Here is a 1,217-nt window from a genome sequence, read left to right as displayed (position 1 = left end):
TCATCGCCTCTGACTGCCAAGGCATCCACCGTGTACGCTTAGTCACTTAACCATACAACCCCAAGAGGTCTTGCGTATGGACCGTTTGCGTTCACTTTTTAAAGTGAAAACAAAACAGCAACCAAGGTGTTCTCGTTAAAGAACATGTTCAAATTAATGAACGGTTTTTCGCCGGACTCAAATATGTTCATCCTTCTCTAAGAGAAGAATGAAACCAAGAACACTTGAATGTGTTTGGTGTTAATTCCGAAGAATTAACGTTTTGAGAACTTTTGTTTCGTTATCTCTCGGGTAGAGAGATAAGAAACAGATTTCAATTTATTCCCTCTCTATAAAGAGAAGTCATAAATCTACTAGTCAGCTTTCCAGATTTTTAAAGAGCAAAGTAGTGTTTCTCTGACGAGAATATCCACTTTCTAAACACACTTTTGAGAATGTTTTTAGAAAGTGGTGGAGCTAGACGGGATCGAACCGTCGACCTCTTGCATGCCATGCAAGCGCTCTCCCAGCTGAGCTATAGCCCCAAATAGGTGCTTTCTTTTCTATTCAGACGAAATTATTCAACGCTTGGAGATACCAATCGCGAAATTATTGATCTGACTAGAGAGAAAGTGGTGGGCGATACCGGGCTCGAACCAGTGACCCCCTCCTTGTAAGGGAGGTGCTCTCCCAACTGAGCTAATCGCCCACAATAAGTTTTACATCCCCTGTGGAGGAGATGGTGGGTCGTGTAGGATTCGAACCTACGACCAATTGATTAAAAGTCAACTGCTCTACCAACTGAGCTAACGACCCGTGGCGTCCCATAGGGGAGTCGAACCCCTGTTACCGCCGTGAAAGGGCGGTGTCCTAGGCCTCTAGACGAATGGGACACAAATCTTTTCAACAACTTTCGCTGCTGATGCGTTGAGGTTTGGGACCTCAACCACTCTTTACTTTTTCAACCTATACAATTTGTGTGGACACTGGCATCGATAGTATCGTTAAGGAGGTGATCCAGCCCCAGGTTCCCCTAGGGCTACCTTGTTACGACTTCACCCCAGTCATGAACCACACCGTGGTAAACGCCCTCCCGAAGGTTAAGCTATCTACTTCTGGTGCAGCCCACTCCCATGGTGTGACGGGCGGTGTGTACAAGGCCCGGGAACGTATTCACCGTAGCATTCTGATCTACGATTACTAGCGATTCCGACTTCACGGAGTCGAGTTGCAGACTT

4 tRNA genes and 1 rRNA gene are annotated in these 1,217 nt (G+C 46.2%); all 5 read right to left on the bottom strand.

The annotated features are described in order from the left end of the window. Nucleotides 1-448: 448 nt before the first annotated feature. Nucleotides 449-524: transfer RNA gene (locus tag L4D06_RS25360), tRNA-Ala, on the bottom strand. An 88-nt stretch (nt 525-612) separates the two neighbouring features. Then, nucleotides 613-688, bottom strand: a tRNA-Val gene (locus L4D06_RS25355). Nucleotides 689-719: 31 nt separating this feature from the next. Beyond that, nucleotides 720-795: transfer RNA gene (locus tag L4D06_RS25350), tRNA-Lys, on the bottom strand. A 1-nt stretch (nt 796) separates the two neighbouring features. Further along, nucleotides 797-872: transfer RNA gene (locus tag L4D06_RS25345), tRNA-Glu, on the bottom strand. A 112-nt stretch (nt 873-984) separates the two neighbouring features. Then, nucleotides 985-1,217, bottom strand: a 16S ribosomal RNA gene (locus tag L4D06_RS25340); the annotation flags it as partial.

Source organism: Enterovibrio makurazakiensis (assembly GCF_050336585.1).
Taxonomy (GTDB): Bacteria; Pseudomonadota; Gammaproteobacteria; order Enterobacterales; family Vibrionaceae; genus Enterovibrio; species Enterovibrio gelatinilyticus.
Note: the sequence above shows the minus strand (reverse complement) of the source record. Positions and strands in the feature narration are given on the sequence as shown.